The organism is Amycolatopsis sp. NPDC051371, from assembly GCF_040682155.1.
GTDB lineage: Bacteria > Actinomycetota > Actinomycetes > Mycobacteriales > Pseudonocardiaceae > Amycolatopsis.
In genome coordinates this window covers 141,434-156,528 of sequence record NZ_JBFBAG010000021.1, presented here as the reverse complement: position 1 = coordinate 156,528, position 15,095 = coordinate 141,434, and the positions used below count along the sequence as shown (strand labels likewise).

Here is a 15,095-nt window from a genome sequence, read left to right as displayed (position 1 = left end):
AGCAAGCATGCGTATCTTCTCTCGCCGCGCCCTCTCCGCGGCGGTCGCCACGGCTTCCGTTCTGGCCCTGGTGGCACTGGGCCCGCCGCAAGCCTCCGCCGCGTCGTTCTACGACCCCCCTTCGCCCCTGCCGGCCGGCAGCGACGGGGACGTCATCCGGCACGAGGCGTCGACGTTCTACATCGACCCCGTCAAGCTGATCAAGGCCGACGCCGGGGTCCAGCGGATCATGTACCGCAGCACCGACACGCACGGTTCGCCGATCGCGGTCACCGGCACGGTGCTGACCCCGCGGACCGCCTGGCACGGGTCGGGCGCGCGCCCGATCGTCTCCTACGCCGTCGGCACGCAGGGCGAGGGCGACGACTGCGCGCCGTCGAAAGCGCTTGCCGCCGGCTTCGAGTACGAAGGGCCGTTCATCGCCGGGCTGCTGGCGCGGGGCTACGGCATCGTCGTGACCGACTACGAGGGACTCGGCACGCCGGGCGACCACACCTACGTCAACCGCGCGTCGGAAGGGCACGCCGTGCTCGACGCGATCCGCGCGGCGCAGCGGCTGCCGGAGGCCGGGCTCCCGGACGACGGCCCGGTCGCGATCGCGGGTTACTCCCAAGGCGGCGGCGCGTCGGCCGCGGCGGCGGAGCTGCAGCCGGGCTACGCGCCCGAGCTGAAGCTGAAGGGCGCGTACGCGGGCGCGGTGCCGGCGGACCTGGCTTCGGTGGCCAAGAACCTGGACGGCCACTACGCGGTCGGCTTCCTCGGCTTCGCGCTGGTCAGCATGAACTACGCGTACCCGGAGCTGAACATCCCGGCGCTGCTCAACGCGCGCGGCAAGCAGTTGTTCGAGCAGGTCCGGACCGAGTGCACGGTGGAGGCGATCGCCGCGCACGCGTTCACGCAGTCGTCGACGCTGACGAACGACGGCCGCTCGCTCGTCGCGTACCTCGGTGAAGAGCCGTACCGGTCGCGGGTGGCCGAGCAGAAGATCGGGGCGCTGAAGCCGACGGCGCCGGTGCTGATCGTCCACAGCGCACTCGACGACATCGTGCCCTACGCGCAGGACCGCGACCTGGGCCGGACGTGGTGCGGCAAGGGCGTCAAGGTGCAGTTCAGCACGACGCTGGTGCCCACCCACGTGCTCGCCGCGGTGCGCGCGTACCCGGAGGCGTTCGCGTGGCTGGAGGCCCGCTTCGCCGGCCTCCCGGCGTTCTCCAACTGCGGCCTGTTCTGACCCTGCCGAAAGCCGTGAAGGCCACCTTGAGGAACTTGAACTTCCTCAAGGTGGCCTTCACGAGCTTGGGTCACTTCAGGCCGGTGGCCTCGGACGCGGCGGGGTCGGAGTCGGCGAGGAACGTCCGGCAGCGGTCGTACTCCTCGGTCTCGCCGATCTTCCCGGCGGCCTTGCCCAGCACGGCGAGGGCGCGCAGGAACCCCTGGTTCGGGCGGTGCGCCCACGGCACCGGGCCGAAGCCCTTCCAGCCGGCGCGGCGCAGCTGGTCGAGACCCCGGTGGTAGCCGGTGCGGGCGTACGCGTACGCGGCGACGGTCTCACCCGCGTCGAAGGCCTTCTCGGCCAGCGAAGCCCACGCCTCGCTGTAGTCGGGGTGTTCGGCCGCGACGGCGGACGGGTCGGTCCCGGCGTCGAGCGCGGCCTGGGCGGCGGTGTGCTCGGGCAGCAGGGTCGGCTCGGGGCCGAGCAGGTTGTGCGTCATGCCGCCCATTGTGCCCACGCCCGCGGATCAGAAGAACAGGCCCGCGAGAACCCCGCCGCCGGCCAGGACCAGAGCGCCGACCAGGACGGCGGCCACAACTCGTTTCGGCATCATGGCGGCACACCTTGCCAACCCCTGCCGGGCGAAAGCAAGTCGTCCACCCCTAAGGGTGAATCCCGATTTTCGCGTCTTTCGCCACGGTCCTGACCCGCTCGTGACCATGACCGGCCATGATGTCCGGCATGGCCAAGGCAGTCGACGTCCCGGTGGACGTGATCCCGCGCAGTCCGATCGGCAAGACGCGGCTGTTCTTCACGCGGCACTGGCACCGCGGCACCCCCGGGCAGCCGACGCCGGACTGGGTGCTCCGGTTCTGCTACGGCATGTGGCTGGTGGCGTTCGCGTTCAAGCTGCTGGGCTCGTCGTGGGACATGTCGTGGCACTTCATGTGGCTGCGCGACGACCTGGCGCCGCCGCACCTGATCAACACCGTCGGCACGGTGATCATCGTCGTGCTGGTGGCGATCCACAGCTACACGGGCCTGGGCGCTGATCGCCGCTCTCTGCGCTTGATGCAGATCGGCCTGCTGGTGTTCCTGGTGGCGGCGCCGCTCGACGTCATCAACCACCGCGTCAACGGCCTCGACCTGACCGCGTGGAGCCCGTCGCACATGATGCTCTACCTGGGCACGGGCATCATGCAGGCGGGCGTGCTGCTGGGCTGGCTCCGGCTTTCCCCGCCGGGACGGTTCCGGACGGGCGTGCTGCTCGGGCTGTGGGCGTTCTTCCTGGAGAACACGTTCTTCCCGAACGGCCAGCAGGAGTACGGCATCCTGGGGTTGCGCGCCTGGGAGCGCGGCACGCCGGAGGCTGAGCCGTCGCTGCTGGACTTCGCGGCCAACCAGATCGGGCACCCGGTCGACCGGACCGCGGTGATGCACTTCACGATGCCGATCCCGGAGTGGGTGTACCCGCTGTGGGGCATCGGCGTGATGGCGCTGATCCTGGTCCTGGCCCGTCGAACGCTGGGTTTCCGCTGGTCGGCTTCTCTTGTCGCGCTGGTGTACGTGGCCTATCGATCGGTGATGTGGCCGCTGCTGCTCGGCATGGGCTTCCCGGTGTCGACGGTGCCGTTCTACCTGCTTTTCGTGGGTCTCGCGGTGGACTTGGCGTTCGCGATCGGCCGGGGGCATGGCTTGTTGACGGCGGGCGCGGGGGCGTTGCTGGTGACGGCGTTCGGGTTCGGCGCGCTGTGGGTGCAGTCGCAGTTCCGGCCGTGGGTGCTGGGCGACGCGCACACGGAGTCGGCCCCGCCGGTGGCTTACTGGACGGCTTTGGTGGTGCTGGCGGGGGTGTTCGCGCTCTGGGCGGCCGCCGGGCCTGTCGCACGCCGCCGGAGCATGACACCGGCAACCTGACCTCGAATGCGCTGAAGGCCACCATCAGGGCACTGGATGCCCTGATGGTGGCCTTCAGAGGTTTTGCGGTGCTTACTTGACCTTCGTGCCCGCCGAGCCCAGCGCCTGGCAAGCCTCGACGATCCGCGCCGCCATGCCGGTCTCCGCGGCCTTCAGGTACGAGCGCGGGTCGTAGACCTTCTTGTTGCCGACCTCGCCGTCGATCTTCAGGACGCCGTCGTAGTTCTTGAAGAAGTGGTCGACGATCGGGCGGGTGAACGCGTACTGCGTGTCCGTGTCGACGTTCATCTTGACCACGCCGTACGACACCGCCTCGCGGATCTCCTCCGGGAGCGAGCCCGAGCCGCCGTGGAAGACCAGCTCGAACGGCTTCGAGCCGGCCGCGAGGCCGAGCTTCTTCGAGGCCGCTTCCTGACCGCCCTTGAGCACGTCCGGGCGCAGCTTCACGTTGCCCGGCTTGTACACGCCGTGCACGTTGCCGAAGGTCGCGGCCAGCAGGTAGCGGCCGTTCTCGCCGGAGCCGAGCGCGTCGATCGTCTTCAGGAAGTCGCCCTCGGCGGTGTACAGCTTCTCGTTGATCTCGGCCTCGACGCCGTCCTCTTCGCCGCCGACGACGCCGATCTCGACCTCGAGGATGATCTTCGCGGCCGCCGCCTTGGCGAGCAGCTCCTGCGCGATGTCCAGGTTCTCGTCGAGGTCGATCGCCGAGCCGTCCCACATGTGGGACTGGAACAGCGGGTTCTGGCCGTTCTTGACGCGCTCGGCCGAGATCTCGATCAGCGGGCGGACGAAACCGTCCAGCTTGTCCTTCGGGCAGTGGTCGGTGTGCAGCGCGACGTTGACGTCGTACTTCGCGGCCACGACCTGGGCGAACTCCGCGAGCGCGGCCGCGCCGGTCACCATGTCCTTGACCTTCTGGCCCGACGCGAACTCCGCGCCGCCGGTGGAGAACTGGATGATCCCGTCGCTCTCCGCCTCGGCGAACCCGCGGATGGCGGCGTTCACGGTCTCGGACGAGGTCACGTTGATGGCCGGGTAGGCGAACTCGTTCGCCTTGGCCCGGTCGAGCATCTCCGCGTAGACCTCGGGGGTCGCGATGGGCATCGGTGTTCCTCCTTGGCAGGGATGGGTCCCGACCGCATCGTACGAGGTGGACCGCCGCCGCACACCGGTCCCCGCGCAGAAACTTTTCCGCACGTCGAATCGGTTCAGAAGGAGTGCGTCCGGCCGCCGGCGAACCGGCGGCCGGACGAGGATCACAACAGCTCGGAAGCCAGCGCCCGGTAGCCCGGCCACGGGTCTTCGTTCAGCACCTGGACGACCACCTGGTCAGCCCCCGCCTCGAGGTGGGCCGACAAGCCACGGGCGATCGTCGACGCGTCGCCGTGCAACGCCAGCGCGTCGACCAGCCGGTCGCTGCCCTCACCTTCCAGATCGGCGTCCGTGAAGCCGAGTTTCCGCAGGTTGGCGACGTAGTTCGACAGCCCGAGGTAGTACTTGACGGTGTTGCGGCCGATCGCGCGCGCCTCGGCGGCGTCGGTCGACAAGACGACCTTGTGCTCCGGCGCCAGCAGCGGTCCCGCGCCCAGGATCTCGCGCGTCGAGCGGGTGTGCTCCGGCGTCGTCAGGTACGGGTGCGCGCCCGCCGTGCGCTCGCCCGACAGCGCGACCACCTTCGGGCCCAGCGCCGCCAGCGCACGCCCGGAAACCGGGACCCCCGCCGCGTCCAGACCGTCGAGGTAGTCGACCAGCGCCGCGTACGGCTTCTTGTACTCCTTCGTCGCTTCGCGGTGGCCCGCGCCGACGCCCAGCAGGAAGCGGTCCGGATGCTTCGCCGCGATCCGCTGGTAGACGCGAGCGATGTCGGCGGGCTCGTCCTGCCAGATGTTGACGATGCCGGTCGCGATGACCAGCGAGTCCGTCGCCGCGAGGACGTCGTCCACGGACGCGAGGTCGGCGACGCCGGGCGAACCGCCCAGCCAGATCGCCCCGTAGCCGAGCTTCTCCGCCTCCGCCGCGAACTTCGCATCGACGTTGGCGTGGTACCGCCAGATTCCGAGCTTGCCCAGTTCGATAGCCATGGAACACTCCAACGCGTGGGACGGCGATTTTCCTCCCGGGATCGGCGAACTAACGTCGAAGGCATGACCAAGCTGGGCAACACCGACCTCGACGTGTACGGACTCAACCTCGGCGGCAACGTCTTCGGCTGGACGGCGGACGAGCCGCAGTCCTTCGCCGTGCTCGACGCCTACACCGCGGCCGGCGGCAACTTCGTGGACTCCGCCGACCTCTACGGCGGGGGTGGCGGCTCCGAGGAGATCCTCGGCAACTGGCTCGCCGCGCGCGGCAACCGGGACGAGGTCGTCGTCGCGACCAAGGTCGGCATGTGGGACGGGCGGCCGGGCCTGTCCGCGAAGAACATCCAGGCCGCGGCCGAGGACTCGCTGCGCCGCCTCAAGACCGACCACATCGACCTCTACTACGCGCACCGAGACGATCCGGACACCCCGCTCGAGGAGACCCTCACGGCGTTCGACGCCTTGGTCCGCGCGGGCAAGGTCCGCCACCTCGGCGCGTCCAACTACAGCGCCGAGCGGCTCGCCGAAGCACTGTCCATTTCGGACTCGGCTGGCCTCGCGCGCTACGCCGTCCTGCAGCCGCACTACAACCTCGTCGAGCGCGACTACGAGCGTGACCTCGCCCCGCTCGTCGAGCGCGAAGGCCTCGCCACGCTGCCGTACTTCGCCCTCGCCAAGGGTTTCCTCACCGGCAAGTACCGCACGAAGGACGACGCGGTCGACAGCCCGCGTGCCGCCCGCGCTTCGTCCTATTTGGACGGCAACGGCGAGCGCGTCCTGGCCAAGCTCGACGAGGTGGCCCAGGCGCACGGCGTCTCGGTCGCCACAGTGTCACTCGCCTGGCTGCGGCAGCAGCCGACGGTCGCCGCGCCGATCGCCAGCGCCCGGACGCCCGAGCAGCTCACCGACCTGATCGCCTCGGTGAGCCTCGAACTGACCGACGCCGAACTCACCGCACTGCGCGAAGCCTGAACCTACTTATGGGTAGCTTACTGATAGTAAGTTGAGGTACGGTGCCCTCCAGAAGCGACGTGCGACGTCCAGGAGGGCACCGTGGCCAACCCGTTTTCGCTGCTGAGCGGCACCAAGAAGGTCGACGGCAAGGTCGTCCTGATCACCGGGGCGGCCCGCGGCATCGGCGCCGGACTGGCCGAACGGCTCGCCGCGCGCGGCGCAAAGGTCGCCCTCGTCGGCCTCGAAGCCGAGGAGCAGCGGAAGGTCGCCGACCGGATCGGGCCGAACGCGAAGTCCTGGGAAGCCGACGTCACGAGCTGGGACGCGCTCGAAGCCGCCACGGCCGGTGTCGTCGAGCACTTCGGCGGCATCGACGTCGTCATCGCGAACGCCGGCATCGCGACCGCGGGCTTCGTCCGCTCGGTCGACCGGGCCGCGTTCGAGAAGGTCATCGAGGTCGACCTGCTCGGCGTCTGGCGCACGTTCCGCGTCACGCTCCCGCACGTCATCGAGCGCAAGGGCTACCTGCTGGCCATCTCGAGCCTCGCCGCGATCACGCACGCGCCGGGCATGGCGAACTACTCCGCGGCCAAGGCCGGCGTCGAGGCGTTCTCCAACAGCCTCCGCGCCGAGGTCGCCCACCTGGGCGTCAAGGTCGGCGTCGCGCACCCGACCTGGATCCGCACCGACCTCGTCGAAAGCGCCGACGCGCACCCGGTCTTCGGCAAGCTCCGCGCGTCGATGCCCGGCCTGATCGGCAAGACCTACCCGCTCGACACCGCGCTGGACGACCTCGAAGCGGGCATCCTCAAGCGCGCCCGGACCATCCACGTGCCGCGCTGGGTCGGCGGCCTCAAGCTGCTCCGCGCGTTCCTCCCGCCGATCATCGAGATCGGGTCCCGCAGCCGGGTACCTTCGGCGGACAAGGCCGCGCTGGCCGACATCGAGGCGCGCGGCGCGTTCGAGTCGGCGGTCACCGGGCACGGCGGCCGCGCGGCGACGACCAAGTCGTAGGGAGACCGCGGATGTCGCGTCGGGACCAGATCCGGATGACCGAAGACGAAGTGCGCGCGTACTTCGCCGAGCAGAAGGTCATCAACGTCGCCAGCGTCGGCCCGAACGGCCGCCCGCACCTCGCGCCGCTCTGGTACTTCCCGCACGAGGACGGCGTCGCGACCTGGACGTACGGCACCTCGCAGAAGGCGAAGAACCTCCGCCGCCTGCCGGAGGCGACCGTGCTCATCGAGGACGGCGACAGCTACGAGAAGCTGCGCGGCATCTCGCTCGAGGCCGACGTCGAGATCATCGAGAACACCGTGGAAGTCACCCGGATGGGGATCACGCTCATGCAGCGGTACGCGGGCGCCAAGCCGGGCGACCCCGTACCCGACGAGCTGAGCAGCTTCATCGCAGGTCAGGCGCCGAAACGGATCGGACTCGTCTTCCGTCCGACGAAGATCGTCAGCTGGGACCACACGAAACTCGGCGGAACGTACTAACCGGTAGGCAGTACTTCCAGGTAACTGTTACTTGAGGTAACGTCATCTCCGCAGTTTCCTCGAAGCAGCGGAGGCCGACAGATGACCGAGCGGTTCAAGGTCGTGATCGTGGGCACCGGGTTCTCCGGGCTCGGCCAGGCGATCCAGCTCGAAAAGGCCGGCATCCGGGACTACGTGATCCTGGAGAAGGCCGGCGAGGTGGGTGGCACCTGGCGCGACAACTCCTACCCCGGGTGCGCGTGCGACGTGCAGTCGCACATGTACTCGTTCTCGTACGAGCAGAACCCGGACTGGTCGCGGTCGTTCTCGCCGCAGCCGGAGATCTTCGAGTACCTCAAGGGCGTCGCCGGCAAGTACCAGCTGCGCGAGAAGATCCGCTTCGGCGTCGAACTCACCGGCGCCCACTGGGACGAGCGCGAGCGCCGCTGGACGGCGACGACCAGGGACGGCCGCGAGTATGTCGCGCAGTTCCTCGTCTCCGGCGTCGGCGGCCTGCACATCCCGCAGGTCCCCGAACTCCCCGGGATCGCGGAGTTCAAGGGGCAGACCTGGCACTCCGCGCGGTGGAACCACGAGTACGACCTGCGCGGCAAGAAGGTCGCCGTGGTCGGCACCGGCGCCAGCGCCGTCCAGTTCGTCCCGAAGATCGCCCCGGACGTCGCCGAACTGACGCTGTTCCAGCGGACGCCGCCGTGGATCATGCCGAAGCCCGACCACGCGATGCCGTCGTGGGCGCAGACGCTGTTCAAGCGCGTGCCCGGCACCCAGCGCCTCTACCGCAACGCGCTGTACTGGCTGCTCGAAGCGCGGGCCATCGGCTTCAACGGCCACCCGGCGATCATGAAGGCCGGCGAGCTGATCGCCAAGCGCAACATCGCGAAGGGCATCAAGGACTCCGCGCTGCGCAAGAAGGTCACGCCGGACTACACGATGGGCTGCAAGCGCGTCCTGATCTCCAACGACTACTACCCGGCGCTGAGCCGGCCGAACGTCGACGTGAACACCGCCGGGATCAAGGAGGTCAAGGCGCACTCGATCGTCGACTCCGCCGGCGTCGAGCACGAGGTCGACGCGATCATCTACGGCACCGGCTTCAAGGTGACCGACGCGCTGGAGTACCTCGACATCACCGGCGTCGACGGCCGCGACCTCGCCAAGGAGTGGGCCGCCGAGGGCATGCAGACGCACAAGGGCATCGCGGTGTCCGGCTTCCCGAACTTCTTCTTCCTGCTCGGCCCGAACACCGCGCTGGGGCACAACTCCGTGGTGTTCATGATCGAGTCGCAGTCGCGCTACGTCGTCGACGCCATCAAGCTCGCCGACTCCCGCGACGCCGCCGCGCTCGACGTCCGGCCGGGCGTGCAGGAGAAGTTCCAGCGGGACATCCAGGACAAGCTGGTCAAGGGCGTCTGGACGCAGGGCGGCTGCAAGAGCTGGTACCTCGACGCCAAGGGCGTGAACCGGACGATCTGGCCCGGCTTCACCTGGCGCTACTGGCTGGAGACGCGGAAGGTGGACCCGGCCGACTACGAGCTGTCCGGCCGCTCGTCGTGACCTCCCCGGACGAGCGGCTTGGCGATGCCGGGGTGGCGACCGGGCGCGCACATCGATCTCGTGCTGCCGTCCGGCCTGGTGCGGCAGTACTCGCTGTGCGGCGATCCGCCGGGCGACAGCCCTCGGTGCGGAGTGGCGGCTGATCTACACCGGTCGCAGCCGGGAGTCGATGCCGTTCCTCGACGAACTGCCGCGCGACAACCGTGTGTGGATCCGTCCCGACACCGAGTACGGCGTCCCGGCGGCCGGCGCCGAGCTGCTGGAAGGCCGGCCCAAGGCGCCTCGGTTACTGCTGCGGGCCGGTGCCGATGATCACCGGCGCCCGCGTCGACCTGGGGCTGACCGGCGCGAAGCCGCACGGTGCCGACGGCCGGCGGCGGGTCGATGCGGATGTGCGTCAACCGCGGCACCACCGTGCTCGACCTATGACTCCTGGGGGACCCAGGCGCCGATGACCGGCTTGAACTCGCGGATGGTCCGCTCCGCGATGACGCCCTCGAGGAGGTACGGGTCCTGGTCGATCGTCGCCTTCAGGTGCGCTTCGTCATCGGCCTGGTACAGCGTGAGACCGCCGGAACCGTCGCCGAGCGGCCCGGCGACCGCGACACGCCCGTCCGCGGCCAGGTTCCGCAGGAACTCGCGGTGCCGGGGCCGGACCTCCGGCATCTTCTCCTGGACGTAGGTGATTTCGACGAGGTACCAGGCCATGTGGATCTCCGGGGTCGGGCGGGGGCGGGACGGGACCGACGCTACCCGGGTCGTCACCGTGTCCCAGCATCCGAGCTGTGGCGGCGGGAGACCAACCCGATAGGCTGGGCGTGCGTCAGTACCTGTGTGAGCGCTGTGAATACCGTGAACCTGCTGACGCGACGCACCGTGCAAACCGGGGTCGAGGACAGGCAGGGGTTCATGCTCGAGGGCAATGCGGAACGCAGTGTCGAGGCAACCCTCGGCCAACTGCGGGTCATGGACGGTCCGGCCCCGGCGCAGGCGCCGACACCGCTGACCCTCGAAGACCTCTACCGCCAGCACCGCATGCGGCTGGTCCGGCTGGCGATTCTGCTGGTGGACGAGCCCGCGACGGCGGAAGACGTCGTGCAGGAGGCCTTCACCGGCCTGCATCGCAACTGGGGCCGGCTCCGGGACGCCGCGGCCGCCGTCGGCTACCTGCGCACCGCCGTGGTCAACGGGTCGCGCAGCGTGCTGCGCCGGCGCAAGACCGCCCGCGAGTACGTGCCGCCGCACGCGGTCAACGCGCGGTCCGCGGAAAGCCTCGCGATGCTCTCCAGCGAGCACCAGGCGGTGGTCAGCGCGCTGTCCAAGCTGCCGCCCCGCCAGCGTGAAGTGCTGGTGCTGCGTTACTACGGTGGGCTGAGCGAGGCCGAGATTTCTGAGGCCGCAGGCATTTCCAAGGGTACCGTTAAGTCGACCGCCAGCCGGGCGCTCGAGGCACTCCAGAAGGCCATGCAGGCCCCACAGTGACCCGGGTGGACCAAACCGATCACTGAGTCGTATCACCATGCTTGGTCCAGACCAATATATGCTGGGGTGCGTGAGAGGCGCCGGAGATTTCGTGATCATGGGCGGCCGGGTCGCTGCCCCGGACCGTGTACTCGACGACGGCTGGGTGGCCGTCTCCGACGGGCGGATCGCCGGCGTGGGTTCGGGGACCCCGCCATCGGGCGAATACGTCGACGTCGGCGGGGCACTGGTCGTGCCCGGGTTCATCGACACCCACTGCCACGGCGGGGGAGGTGCGTCGTTCACCTCCCTCGATCCCGAGGAGCTCCTGACGGCGGTGCGAGCGCACCGCCGTCACGGCACCACGACCATGCTGGCCAGCCTGGTGTCCGACCCGGTGGACATCCTGCGTGAGCAGGTCGCGGCGCTGCGTGAGCTCGTCCAGGACGGCGAGGTCGCGGGCATCCACCTGGAGGGGCCGTTCATCTCGAAGGCCCGCTGTGGGGCGCACGACCCGGAGACGCTGCTCGAGCCGGACACCGGCACGGTCGACAAGCTCCTGCGCGCCGGCCAGGGCGCGATCCGGATGGTCACCATCGCCCCGGAGCTGTACGGCGGGATCAAGGCCGTCCGGCAGCTGGCCGAATCGGGCGTCATCGCCGCCATCGGGCACACCGACGGCGTCGAGGAGCAGTTGCTGCCGGCCATCGACGCGGGCGCTTCGGTGGCCACGCACCTGTTCAACGGGATGCGGCCGCTGCACCACCGCGAGCCCGGCCCGGTCGGGGCCCTGCTCGATGACGAGCGCATCACGATCGAGCTCATCTGCGACCTGGTGCACCTGCACCCGACCGTGGTGCGGCTGGCCGCGAAGCACGCGGGCCGCAACCGGACGGTGCTGATCACCGACGCGATGTCGGCCACCGACGCCGCCGACGGCCGCTACACGCTGGGCCGTCTCGAGGTCGACGTCCACGACGGCGTCGCCACCCTCGCCGACAACGGCTCGCTGGCCGGCAGCACGCTGACGATGGACACCGCCTTCCGCAATCTGGTCCGGGGTGCGAAACTCGGCATCCTCGACGCGGTGCACGCGACGTCGCAACGGCCCGCCGAGCTGCTCGGCATCGCCGACCGCACCGGGATGCTGTGCCCCGGTTACGTGGCCGACATCGTCGTCCTCGACCAGGACCTGCGGCCCGCGAAGGTGCTGCGCCGGGGTGAGTGGGTCGCCGAGGTGGGTACGGCTACCTTGAGTACCTGAGACCTGCGAGCGAGACGGGCGGAGATGAGCGAGCCGAAGGACCCCGAGCAACTGCTGGCGGACGCCCTTCGCGCGCAAGCGGTCTTCGCCCCTTCGACGACGCCGGCCCGCGATCCCCAGCCGGGCACCGACGCCGTTCCGACCAGCGCGATCAACGAGCTGCCGTCGGCGTACGGCCTGCTCTCGGGCGCGAGCGCGGACTCCCTGGAGCGCGAGCGCGCGGCCCTGGATCCGGCACCCGAAGCGCCCACGGCGTATGTCCCGCGTCCCCTGGAGCCGCCCCGGCAGGGCGCGCAGCTGCCCGCGTACTGGATCCTGTTGCTCGCGGTGCTGCTGGGGCTCGCCGCGGGGTCCGTGGTGGGCCTGCTCACGCTGGTCTGACCGGGTCTCAGTAACGACTCAGGGTGACCCTGTACCGTTTTTGGGGTGATTCTCGCCCAGAGCACGGTCAACACGATGTCCCTGCTGCCGTCATGGCTCGACCCGCAGCACCTGCTGAGCGGCCTGACCACGCCGGTCATCGCGGTGCTCTGCCTGATCATCTTCATCGAGAGCAGCGTTTTCCCGGTGCTGCCCGGTGACTCCCTGCTGTTCACGGCCGGCCTGTTCATCGCCAACGGCACCCTGAACGCGCCGTTGTGGCTGGTCTGCGTGCTGGTGACGGTCTCGGCGCTGCTCGGCAACGTCGCCGGCTACTACCTCGGCTACTTCGCCGGCCCCAAGCTGTTCAACCGGCCGGACTCGAAGATCTTCAAGCAGGAGTACGTCCACAAGACGCACGAGTTCCTGGAGAAGCACGGCCCGAAGGCGGTCGTGCTGGCCCGGTTCGTGCCGTTCGTCCGGACGTTCATCACGTGGATCGCGGGCATCGGCCGCATGGACCCGAAGCGCTACTTCACGTACACGGTGATCGGCGGCATCCTGTGGGCCGCGGGCATCACGGTGCTGGGATCCCTGCTCGGCGGGGTGTCGTTCATCGCGAACAACGTCGACGCGATCTTCGTGCTGATCGTGCTGGTGTCGGTGGTCCCGATCGTGCTGGAGTACCTGAAGGCGCGGCGCGAGAAGAAGGCATCCGCGACGGCTCCGGCGGAGACCGACGCCGAGGTCACCCAGCGGATCCCGCGGGTGCGGGACTGAGGTTTGCCCGACGAGAAGGGCCCCAACCGGTCGGCGGTGGGGCCCTTTTTGTCGGACCCCCGCGGTAACGTGAAAGCAGGGGTCCCCCGGGAGGGGACCCCTGCACGCGCGGGCTCAGGTCATCGAGAACATCGAGCCCGGGTTGAACAGGTTCTCCGGGTCCAAAGCCGCCTTGATCTGCCGGTGCACCCGCAGCCCGATCGGCCCGATCTCCCGCGCCAGCCACTCGCGCTTGATCTTCCCCACTCCGTGCTCGCCCGTCACCGTGCCGCCCAGACCAAGACCCACCTCGAGGATCGCGTCGAACGCGCGCTGCGCCCGGGCGAACTCGTCGGCGTCGTCGGGCTGGTAGACGATCGTCGGGTGCATGTTGCCGTCGCCCGCGTGGCCGACCACGGCAATCCTCAGCCCCACCTCCGAACTGATCTTCTCGCAGCCGCGGATCAGCTCCGCGATGCGCGTGCGCGGGACGCAGACGTCGTCGGTCAGCCACTGGCCGTACGTCTCCAGCGCCGTCAGCACCACCCGGCGGGCCTGCAGCAGCATCCGGCCCTCTTCGAGGTCCTCGGTCGTGTACGCGAGGTCCGCGCCGCAGTCGGTGCAGATCTGCTCGATCGCCGCCAGCTCGCGGCGGGCCACCTCGCCGCCCGCGTCCGACTGGCCCAGCAGCAGCGCCTGGCAGTCCGAGCCCGCCCCCAGATCGGTCTTCAAGTACGTCTCGGACGCCTTGATCGACGACGCGTCCATGATCTCCAGCAGGGACGGCACGAGCCCTTCGCGCACGATCCGGGCCACGGCCTCGCCGGCGGCTTCGGTGGTCGTGAAGCCCGCGACGAGCGTCGCCGGGGCCTGGGGCAGGGGCTTGAGCTGGACCGTCGCCTGCGTGATGACGCCGAGCGTGCCCTCGCTGCCGACGAACAGCCGGGCCAGGTCGTACCCGGCGACGCCCTTGACCGTGCGCCGCCCGGTCTTGAGCAGGGACCCGTCGGCCAGGACGACCTCCAGGCCCAGCACCGAGTCCGTCGTGACGCCGTACTTCACGCAGCAGAGGCCGCCGGCGTTGGTCGAGAGGTTGCCGCCGATCGTGCACCAGTCGTAGCTCGACGGATCCGGCGGATAGAACAGCCCGTGCTTCTCGACGGCGTTGCGGAAGTCCAGGTTGACGACGCCCGGCTGCACGACGGCGAGCCGGTTGCCCGGGTCGATCTCGACGATCTCGTTCAGCTTGGTCAGCGACAGCGTGACGCAGCCGTCGATGGCGTTCGCGGCGCCGGACAGGCCGCTGCCCGCCCCGCGCGGCACGATCGGCACCCCCGCCTCGGCACACGCCTTGACGACGGCCTGCACCTCCTCGACGTTCGCGGGCAGGACGACGGCGAGCGGCTTGCCGGAGGGCGCCAGCGGCATCATGTCGCGCGCGTAGGACGCGGTGACGTCGGAGTCGGTGAGCACGGCGCTCTTGCCGAGCAGGTCGCGGAGCCGGGTGACCAGGGCTTCGTTGCTCATGGCCTCATCGTAAGCCCGGACAGTCCGCACTGCGGAAGTAAAGTTTCAAAACCAGCCGCGCGGACCAGCCGCTCAGCGAACCAGGCCGAGGAGCTTCTCCACGTGGATCGTCAGCACCACCCGCTGGTCGCTGACCATCGCGTCGCGGTACTCGTCCCAGTTCGGGTGCTCGCCGGCCGCGCGGCGGTAGTAGTCGACGAGCGCCTCGACAGTCTCGTCGTCCCGCGAAGCGGCCGGCGCGGTGAGCGAAGCACTCCCCTCCGCGACGACGTAGCTCCAGCCGTCCTCGCTGCCCACGTGGTAGGTCACCCGCGGGTCGCGGCGCATGTTCTTCGTCTTCGCCCGCGTCTCCGTGATCGACGCGGTTATCGTCCCCGTTTCCGGGTCATACGAGTGCGTGATCGTGGACAGCTGGGGCCGCCCGTCGCGCCGGATGGTGGCCAGGACCCCGTGGCGGTGGACGGCGAGGAAGTCCTTCAGCGCTGTGTCGTCGGTCATACCCCTTC

General features: G+C 69.6%; 16 protein-coding genes and 1 pseudogene. 11 read left to right on the top strand and 6 right to left on the bottom strand.

Annotation, left to right across the window (positions count from 1 at the left end; genetic code table 11):
- Positions 1-7: 7 nt before the first annotated feature.
- Complete coding sequence (locus AB0M59_RS25630) at positions 8-1,231, top strand: lipase family protein (RefSeq protein ID WP_364619313.1); 1,224 nt, start codon at positions 8-10, stop codon at positions 1,229-1,231.
- A gap of 70 nt (positions 1,232-1,301) precedes the next feature.
- Here the strand turns inward: AB0M59_RS25630 and AB0M59_RS25625 are convergent, their stop codons facing one another.
- Entirely contained in the window at positions 1,302-1,712 is a 411-nt protein-coding gene (locus AB0M59_RS25625) for a DUF3151 domain-containing protein (RefSeq protein WP_364619311.1), read from the bottom strand.
- Between the two features lie 242 nt (positions 1,713-1,954).
- On the opposite strand from AB0M59_RS25625, the gene AB0M59_RS25620 reads away from it, so the two are divergent.
- Positions 1,955-3,130: a hypothetical protein gene (locus tag AB0M59_RS25620; protein ID WP_364619308.1), complete on the top strand. Its 1,176-nt coding sequence runs from the start codon at positions 1,955-1,957 to the stop codon at positions 3,128-3,130.
- Between the two features lie 72 nt (positions 3,131-3,202).
- Here AB0M59_RS25620 and fbaA read toward each other — a convergent pair whose 3' ends face one another.
- Entirely contained in the window at positions 3,203-4,234 is a 1,032-nt protein-coding gene (gene fbaA / locus AB0M59_RS25615; RefSeq protein ID WP_364619305.1) for a class II fructose-bisphosphate aldolase, read from the bottom strand.
- 152 nt (positions 4,235-4,386) lie between these two features.
- Complete coding sequence (locus tag AB0M59_RS25610; protein ID WP_364619302.1) at positions 4,387-5,211, bottom strand: LLM class F420-dependent oxidoreductase; 825 nt, start codon at positions 5,209-5,211, stop codon at positions 4,387-4,389.
- Between the two features lie 63 nt (positions 5,212-5,274).
- Here AB0M59_RS25610 and AB0M59_RS25605 point away from each other — a divergent pair, with 63 nt between their 5' ends.
- The 5 genes and pseudogenes from AB0M59_RS25605 to AB0M59_RS25585 form a co-directional block, all read left to right on the top strand.
- Positions 5,275-6,183, top strand: a complete 909-nt coding sequence (locus AB0M59_RS25605; RefSeq protein WP_364619299.1) for an aldo/keto reductase — start codon at positions 5,275-5,277, stop codon at positions 6,181-6,183.
- An 81-nt stretch (positions 6,184-6,264) separates the two neighbouring features.
- Entirely contained in the window at positions 6,265-7,179 is a 915-nt protein-coding gene (locus AB0M59_RS25600; protein WP_364619297.1) for an SDR family oxidoreductase, read from the top strand.
- An 11-nt stretch (positions 7,180-7,190) separates the two neighbouring features.
- Positions 7,191-7,664, top strand: a complete 474-nt coding sequence (locus AB0M59_RS25595; RefSeq protein ID WP_364619295.1) for a pyridoxamine 5'-phosphate oxidase family protein — start codon at positions 7,191-7,193, stop codon at positions 7,662-7,664.
- 81 nt (positions 7,665-7,745) lie between these two features.
- Complete coding sequence (locus AB0M59_RS25590) at positions 7,746-9,218, top strand: NAD(P)/FAD-dependent oxidoreductase (RefSeq protein ID WP_364619292.1); 1,473 nt, start codon at positions 7,746-7,748, stop codon at positions 9,216-9,218.
- Between the two features lie 24 nt (positions 9,219-9,242).
- Positions 9,243-9,553, top strand: a pseudogene (locus AB0M59_RS25585) (hypothetical protein); the annotation flags it as partial.
- Positions 9,554-9,641: 88 nt separating this feature from the next.
- On the opposite strand, the gene AB0M59_RS25580 reads toward AB0M59_RS25585, so the two are convergent.
- Positions 9,642-9,926 (bottom strand): YciI family protein, encoded by a 285-nt coding sequence (locus AB0M59_RS25580; RefSeq protein WP_364372030.1) that lies wholly within the window; start codon positions 9,924-9,926, stop codon positions 9,642-9,644.
- 201 nt (positions 9,927-10,127) lie between these two features.
- Between AB0M59_RS25580 and AB0M59_RS25575 the strand changes: the two genes are divergently transcribed.
- From AB0M59_RS25575 to AB0M59_RS25560, 4 genes are all read left to right on the top strand, one after another.
- Complete coding sequence (locus AB0M59_RS25575; protein WP_284749876.1) at positions 10,128-10,700, top strand: SigE family RNA polymerase sigma factor; 573 nt, start codon at positions 10,128-10,130, stop codon at positions 10,698-10,700.
- Between the two features lie 91 nt (positions 10,701-10,791).
- Positions 10,792-11,943: an N-acetylglucosamine-6-phosphate deacetylase gene (gene nagA / locus AB0M59_RS25570; RefSeq protein ID WP_364619365.1), complete on the top strand. Its 1,152-nt coding sequence runs from the start codon at positions 10,792-10,794 to the stop codon at positions 11,941-11,943.
- Positions 11,944-11,967: 24 nt separating this feature from the next.
- Positions 11,968-12,324: a hypothetical protein gene (locus AB0M59_RS25565; protein ID WP_364619289.1), complete on the top strand. Its 357-nt coding sequence runs from the start codon at positions 11,968-11,970 to the stop codon at positions 12,322-12,324.
- 45 nt (positions 12,325-12,369) lie between these two features.
- On the top strand, positions 12,370-13,083 hold the full coding sequence (locus AB0M59_RS25560; protein WP_364619286.1) for a VTT domain-containing protein: 714 nt from the start codon (positions 12,370-12,372) through the stop codon (positions 13,081-13,083).
- A 114-nt stretch (positions 13,084-13,197) separates the two neighbouring features.
- Here the strand turns inward: AB0M59_RS25560 and AB0M59_RS25555 are convergent, their stop codons facing one another.
- Together AB0M59_RS25555 and AB0M59_RS25550 are read right to left on the bottom strand one after the other, a co-directional pair.
- Complete coding sequence (locus AB0M59_RS25555; protein ID WP_364619283.1) at positions 13,198-14,589, bottom strand: FAD-linked oxidase C-terminal domain-containing protein; 1,392 nt, start codon at positions 14,587-14,589, stop codon at positions 13,198-13,200.
- Between the two features lie 72 nt (positions 14,590-14,661).
- A complete protein-coding gene (locus AB0M59_RS25550) occupies positions 14,662-15,087 on the bottom strand; it encodes a PPOX class F420-dependent oxidoreductase (RefSeq protein WP_364619281.1) in 426 nt (141 codons plus the stop codon).
- Positions 15,088-15,095 lie beyond the last annotated feature (8 nt).

Bases quoted from the DNA above. Each gene is read 5' to 3' on its own strand.
- AB0M59_RS25630 (WP_364619313.1), top strand. From the start codon at position 8: ATGCGTATCTTCTCTCGCCGCGCCCTCTCCGCGGCGGTCGCCACGGCT.
- AB0M59_RS25565 (WP_364619289.1), top strand. From the start codon at position 11,968: ATGAGCGAGCCGAAGGACCCCGAGCAACTGCTGGCGGACGCCCTTCGC.
- AB0M59_RS25595 (WP_364619295.1), top strand. From the start codon at position 7,191: ATGTCGCGTCGGGACCAGATCCGGATGACCGAAGACGAAGTGCGCGCG.
- AB0M59_RS25575 (WP_284749876.1), top strand. From the start codon at position 10,128: ATGCTCGAGGGCAATGCGGAACGCAGTGTCGAGGCAACCCTCGGCCAA.
- AB0M59_RS25590 (WP_364619292.1), top strand. From the start codon at position 7,746: ATGACCGAGCGGTTCAAGGTCGTGATCGTGGGCACCGGGTTCTCCGGG.
- AB0M59_RS25610 (WP_364619302.1), bottom strand. From the start codon at position 5,211: ATGGCTATCGAACTGGGCAAGCTCGGAATCTGGCGGTACCACGCCAAC.
- AB0M59_RS25620 (WP_364619308.1), top strand. From the start codon at position 1,955: ATGGCCAAGGCAGTCGACGTCCCGGTGGACGTGATCCCGCGCAGTCCG.
- fbaA (WP_364619305.1), bottom strand. From the start codon at position 4,234: ATGCCCATCGCGACCCCCGAGGTCTACGCGGAGATGCTCGACCGGGCC.
- AB0M59_RS25555 (WP_364619283.1), bottom strand. From the start codon at position 14,589: ATGAGCAACGAAGCCCTGGTCACCCGGCTCCGCGACCTGCTCGGCAAG.
- AB0M59_RS25550 (WP_364619281.1), bottom strand. From the start codon at position 15,087: ATGACCGACGACACAGCGCTGAAGGACTTCCTCGCCGTCCACCGCCAC.
- AB0M59_RS25605 (WP_364619299.1), top strand. From the start codon at position 5,275: ATGACCAAGCTGGGCAACACCGACCTCGACGTGTACGGACTCAACCTC.
- AB0M59_RS25580 (WP_364372030.1), bottom strand. From the start codon at position 9,926: ATGGCCTGGTACCTCGTCGAAATCACCTACGTCCAGGAGAAGATGCCG.
- AB0M59_RS25625 (WP_364619311.1), bottom strand. From the start codon at position 1,712: ATGACGCACAACCTGCTCGGCCCCGAGCCGACCCTGCTGCCCGAGCAC.